4 protein-coding genes are annotated in these 5868 nt (G+C 41.5%); 1 reads left to right on the forward strand and 3 read right to left on the reverse strand.

Annotated features, from left to right (window positions below; translation table 11 throughout):
• Positions 1-61: 61 nt before the first annotated feature.
• On the forward strand, positions 62-1321 hold the full coding sequence (locus tag ASV53_RS22165; protein WP_239928890.1) for a transglycosylase SLT domain-containing protein: 1260 nt from the start codon (positions 62-64) through the stop codon (positions 1319-1321).
• A gap of 144 nt (positions 1322-1465) precedes the next feature.
• Here ASV53_RS22165 and ASV53_RS22170 read toward each other — a convergent pair whose 3' ends face one another.
• The 3 genes from ASV53_RS22170 to ASV53_RS22180 all read right to left on the reverse strand — a co-directional run bounded on the left by ASV53_RS22170 (position 1466) and on the right by ASV53_RS22180 (position 5759).
• Positions 1466-1813, reverse strand: a complete 348-nt coding sequence (locus tag ASV53_RS22170) for a hypothetical protein (RefSeq protein ID WP_094958714.1) — start codon at positions 1811-1813, stop codon at positions 1466-1468.
• A gap of 406 nt (positions 1814-2219) precedes the next feature.
• The gene (locus ASV53_RS22175) at positions 2220-4274 is read right to left on the reverse strand and encodes a sensor histidine kinase (RefSeq protein ID WP_094958715.1); all 2055 of its coding nucleotides are present in this window, start codon (positions 4272-4274) and stop codon (positions 2220-2222) included.
• 24 nt (positions 4275-4298) lie between these two features.
• Positions 4299-5759 (reverse strand): sigma-54-dependent transcriptional regulator, encoded by a 1461-nt coding sequence (locus ASV53_RS22180; RefSeq protein ID WP_094958717.1) that lies wholly within the window; start codon positions 5757-5759, stop codon positions 4299-4301.
• Between the last annotated feature and the right edge of the window lie 109 nt (positions 5760-5868).

The raw sequence follows: 5868 nt of genomic DNA on the forward strand, positions 1-5868 counted from the left end.
TTAATACTTTAAGTAACAAATAAAGAAATGCGTTTAATTTGTATGAGTTTATTGGCGGTATATGATGTTAATAAAGCAAATGCAACAAGCAACGATGACACTTGTATTAGCAATTTTTGTGTTAAACGGTTGCCAATCTGCCCCTAAAGAGCCTGATCAGGCAGCAATAAAAGCAGAACAAGATTTACTGGCTTTAAACCGTGTATTTCAGCCTGTTGGTAAACTGACAGAATGTAAAATTTCCCACCATCAATTTGATGGTAGCTACATTGCAACGGGTAAAGTACCGCATTATCTTTATAACTCCCCTGTACATAATCACATTGCCCCGGTGCTTGCTGATGAAGCCACGCGCCATCAATATGATATGTGGGATACACTTGCCGCCAATATGGAAATGCCCATCCCTAATAATCGCCGCATTCGTTACTACCGAAAATGGTTTATTACTAAACCTGAGCATATTGATACAGTAACAACGCGAGCCCAGCCTTTTTTATTTTATATTTATGAACAAGTTGAGGCTCGTGATTTGCCAATGGAGCTGGTACTCCTCCCTTTTATCGAAAGTTCTTTTGATCAGTTCGCCTATTCAAGCCAAGGGGCTTCAGGACTATGGCAGATTACCCGCGCAACAGGTAAAACCTTCGGCTTGAAGTATTGGCAGGGGTACGATGGTCGACGCGATATTATTGCATCGACTGATGCCGCACTTGATCTACTTGAATATCTTCACAAAAAATTTAAAGGAAACTGGCTACACGCTATCGCGGCATACAACACAGGTGAAGGGCGTGTACGAAATGCCATTAAGAAGAATAGAGCAGCGGGGAAACCGACAGACTTCTGGTCTTTACAATTACCCAAAGAGACCCGTTTATACGTGCCAAAACTATTAGCGATGTCCTCTATTATTCAGCATAAAAATCATTACGGTTTACAACTTAATTCCATTAAACCGCAGCCAGTGGTAAGCGAAGTGATTATTAATAAACGAGTAAAGTTAAAAACCATCGCTAAGGATGCGAAGATCAGTAGCAAAGTTCTATATGCCTTAAACCCTGGTTATACTGGTGGCTATACAGTCAAAGGACGTGACAACAAGTTACTGCTGCCAAGGGATGCACTTACCTCATTCTATAATCGTGAAAATGTGCGATATACAAAATACCGCTTTCATATTCATCAAATTAAGCCTGGTGATTCTTTGAATGAGATTGCACAACTCAACAACACTACCGTTTCTTTGCTAAGACAACTCAACGATCTGACTGGATCCTTTATCACTGCCGGACAACAACTGATTATCCCCCCACGATAGTTTAAAGAGGGTTATTAATCTTCCCGAAAAATATAAAACCCAATAACAAAAATCTCATACCGATGCTTAAATGGGTATGAGATTTTTCAGTTATCACAAACAGTAGATGTTTATTGTTTAGGAGCTTGTTACTTAGATAACCAACTATTGCGAACTGTTACTGGTTGCGGCCATTTTGGAGTAGGCAATCTTATCAAAATAGGTACTGATCTCTGTCAATGAGATTCGATCGTCACTGTAAGCTTGTGCTGTTGCTTCCATTTGATGAAGTAGCTGTACATCCACTTCATTATGAGAAAGCGACAAACCAATCAATATCCCTGCCATTAAACAAGCTGGTGCGATAAGGCTGCGCACTCCAACTAATGTACACAAACCAAATGCTGACATAATGGTTGCAACATAAATACTCCAGCTGCTTTCTACAAAAAAAGCCATATAAATCGCTAACCCTTGTAGCAATGCACCAAATATCAGAAAAAGTAACTTCATTATTTATGCCCTTCCTTGTGGCCAATAAAACAAGTATAGCCACAAAAAATTACAGCTTTACTAAAAATACCGATTAAAAATGTCCTAATTATCAATTAGGTGTCTATGATTAAAGTAGAACTATAAACAAGAATGGAGAAGAACCATGCACCATGACGAACTGATAGACCCTACCGATCTTGGCATTATTGAGAAAGTCGCCTTTGTTGCTTCTGCTTTTCTTATCGCAGGATTATTTATAATGTAACTTTTGTTGCATTCATTTCTCGTATCAGCACAAAAACTGCTGCTTAAAATGACAACGACAAAACAGCACCTTCAATCAACACCTATAAAAAAAGCATGGCTTCGACCATGCTTTTTTATTTAGTTCGCTGTTTCACCCTAAATCAAGCCTATATCGCGACTAGACTTGCGACTCGATTAGGTTTTCATCCATCACATCAGGACCATTTAAGGCTTTCATTGGTAGGTACACCGAGAATGTTGTTCCCACACCTAATTTAGACTCAACCGTTATCTCACCACCACTTTGACTAACAATACCCTGACTAACCGAGAGGCCAAGCCCTGTACCGCTTCGACGAGTGGTATAAAATGGGTCAAAAATACGATCGAGGTTCTCTTCTGCAATACCACAACCATGGTCGGTAATGTGTACAACCGCACCTATAGGTTGCAGATCATCATCAAGCCAATCTTCAGTTGCTATACGCAGTAAACCTTTATCATCCATCGCATGTACGGCATTCATCTGTAGATTTACCAGCACTTGCAATAATTGATGGCGATTTACTTCAACTCGGCAACGTGCTTTTAGTTCTTTCTCTATAAAAAGATCCTGTTTTTTCGTCCCTGTACGAACCAGTGTCAGACTTTCTTCAACTAATGGGTTCAAATGATGCCAGGTCACTTCGTCTTGTACGCCACCTTGGCGACTGTATTGCAGTAAGCTTCGCGTAATATTACGTATACGATCTATTTGCTCATGAATGGCTTCAAGCTCTTCTTTAACACGTTCAGCATCGTCTTCAAGCTCAAATTGTAATAACTCAACATTGCCTAAAATAACGGCTGTCGGGTTATTAATTTCATGCGCAATGCCCGCAGTTAATTCACCCAGCGCTGCTAGTTTTTCACTGCTAACGAGCCTGCTACGTGCCTGATTAAGTAATTTGATATGTTGCTCAAGCTCTTCTGTTTTTTCATGTAGGCTTTTCGTACGTTTTGCGACTTTATCTTCAAGTTCAACAGAAGCTTGCTTGATCTCTTCATTTCGATTTTCAAGCTGGTCCAACATGGAATCAAACTGCTTTCCGAGTATTTGCAATTCATGATCTTGACTCAAATCTAAATCACCAATACGGCGTTCTAAACCCAGTTGAACCGCTTTTGCTACTTGATGAATTTTTTCAATTGGTAAAAATAGATCCTTTGCGCCGCGATACACAACAAGCCCAGAAAGTAAAAGTACGATGACAATACCGACCCCTAATTCGACAATATTGGTCAGGTAAACTTTTATCATTGGCCATTCGAGGTAACCCGTATAAAGCATACCAATCACGTTATTATTGTGATCATGTAGCGGCTCATAAGCAGAAACATACCAGTCGTCATAAACGTATGCTCGGTTAACCCAGTTTTGTCCTTGCTCTAACACTGCAAGCTTCACTTCATCAGATACCCGCGTACCAATAGCACGACCATTTAAACTTTCACTATCCAAGGGGACGTTGGTGCTGACGCGAAGATCATCCATAAATAAAGTTACGGTGCCAATACTGCCATCAGGCAAAGTATTTGATGCATAAACCAAATCTCGAATACGATCTACTAATAACGTACTGTTATTAAGTAACATCCCGCCATCCACGATCCATTGTAAATCACCTTGCTTATTGAATATTGGTAATAAACTTCGGCTAACGAGGCCTCGGGTTTCAATACCGTTTTCATTCAGCAGAGGAATATGGGCATATACTGGTAAGTCACGATTTAGTCTTTCAAGCGCAGATCGGTCGAGTACTTGAAAGAACGTTTGCTCTTCACCTTTCAGTAGTAAGTGCCGATTTGATTTCGAGAACTCAGCCAATGCAGAAGCAGGATGAAGAACAACAAAGTCTAACCCATAAGAGGCAGACTGAGCGTTCACCCAATCACTTAAACTGGCTTCGTTGGTACGAAGCCGATACTGAAAATCATAAGAAGAAGCCAATGACACCAACTGCATTCGTTGTTCACGCTGCAGTAGCTCCATACTATGATGTGCAACGGCTAAATCAGCACGTACATTTTTAAGTGCATTTTGCCAGGTGTACATCACCGTCCAATACATGGTTAGGGCAATAAGCGCCAACAAAGTAATAAAGATAGGAATGGACGTTAAAACTAATAGCCGATAACGTACCATGGTACGAAAGCGACGTACCCACATGACAATAAACTGTTTTATATTCATTCGATTAGTCCGCCTGGTCGCTCATTAAAGTACACCTTCATCGGCCCAATCTTTGAATTTTCGCTCTAATGTTTTACGGGCCACACCTAGTTGCCTAGCCGCGGCTGACTTATTGCCACTATGAGAGTCAACCACCTGTAAAATATGAGCTTTTTCGACATCTTTAAGAGTCCAGTCGGTCGGATAACAAAACTGTTCAACGTCGTTTTCATCATGACAGCGACATGGTCGATTTGATCCAACTTCTGCATCTACAGCCTGCATTTGATTGGGCTGCGCCATTCTAGGCAACGGAATCGCATCGCCTTGTAGTTCACGCCAATACTCCGCAGGTGGTTTCCCAAGTAAGATACAACGTTCCATCATATTACGAAGTTCACGAATATTACCCGGCCAATCATAGCTTTGCATGGCTTGGATATCTTCATGTGTCCAATTCATGGCTTGCATACCAAGCTCTTTCGCCAACACTTGTGTAAAATGATGTGCAAGCGTTGGGATGTCATCCAACCTATCTCGTAATGCTGGTAGCTCAACGGTCAGTACATTTAGGCGATAATATAAATCACGACGAAAACGCCCTTCTTCAACTTCTTGCTTCAAGTTACGGTTGGTTGCCGCCACAATTCGCACATCAATTTGCACTTCACGTTCTGCCCCTACAGGGCGAATGGCTTTCTGTTCTAATGCGCGTAATAACGACGATTGCATTGAAAGTGGCATTTCCCCAATTTCATCGAGGAACAAGGTGCCGTTATTGGCGACGCGGAACAAACCTTCACGACCTTTTTTGGCGCCAGTAAACGCACCTGACACATGTCCGAACAATTCACTTTCAAGTAAGTCAGGTGCTATTGCCCCACAGTTAAGCGGTACAAATGGCCCTGTTCGCTTACTCAATTGATGAAGCGCTCGTGCCACTAGCTCTTTACCTGTTCCAGACTCCCCCTCTACCAATACTGCAGCAAGGGAAGGTGCAACTTGCGCTATTACGTTTTTCATTTTCTGTGTCGTTTCTGCATCACCAATAATATCGACAGGGTGAATGCGCTCTACATCGCGCTGCAAGGCAAAGTTCTGGCGTTCGACTAATCGGCGCTCGATGCATCGACTTACAGACTGCATCATTTGTTCAAGATTAAAAGGCTTTAGAATAAAGTCAGATGCGCCCGCCCGAAGGGCTTTAATGGCAGTATCAAGATCAGCGTAACCTGTCATGAAAATAACATCGCTACGGCGCGTAGAAGGGTCAAACGCTTCATGCCATTCAATACCAGAACGACCTGGTAGATTAATATCAACAATCAATAAATCAAAATGGCATCGCTTACGTAATGTTTCTGCTTCTTCTATACTCCCCGCAACGTCAACTTGGGCAAATTTTTTGCTGAGTGCTTTTTTTAAGATGGCGCGCATGCCGGGTTCATCATCAACAACTAACACGGAAACGGCAGTCCAAAGTGACGTGGACGGAAAATCTGACATAATTTCTTTATTCGAGTAATTTTGGGGTGAGACATTTTGTCTCACCAACTCATGCTTTGTCAAAAAACTTTCTAAAACCATTTCACACTCAACATTTTAAATATAATTA

Origin of the sequence: Photobacterium sanguinicancri, from assembly GCF_002265265.1 — a bacterium.
GTDB classification, from domain to species: Bacteria; Pseudomonadota; Gammaproteobacteria; order Enterobacterales; family Vibrionaceae; genus Photobacterium; species Photobacterium sanguinicancri.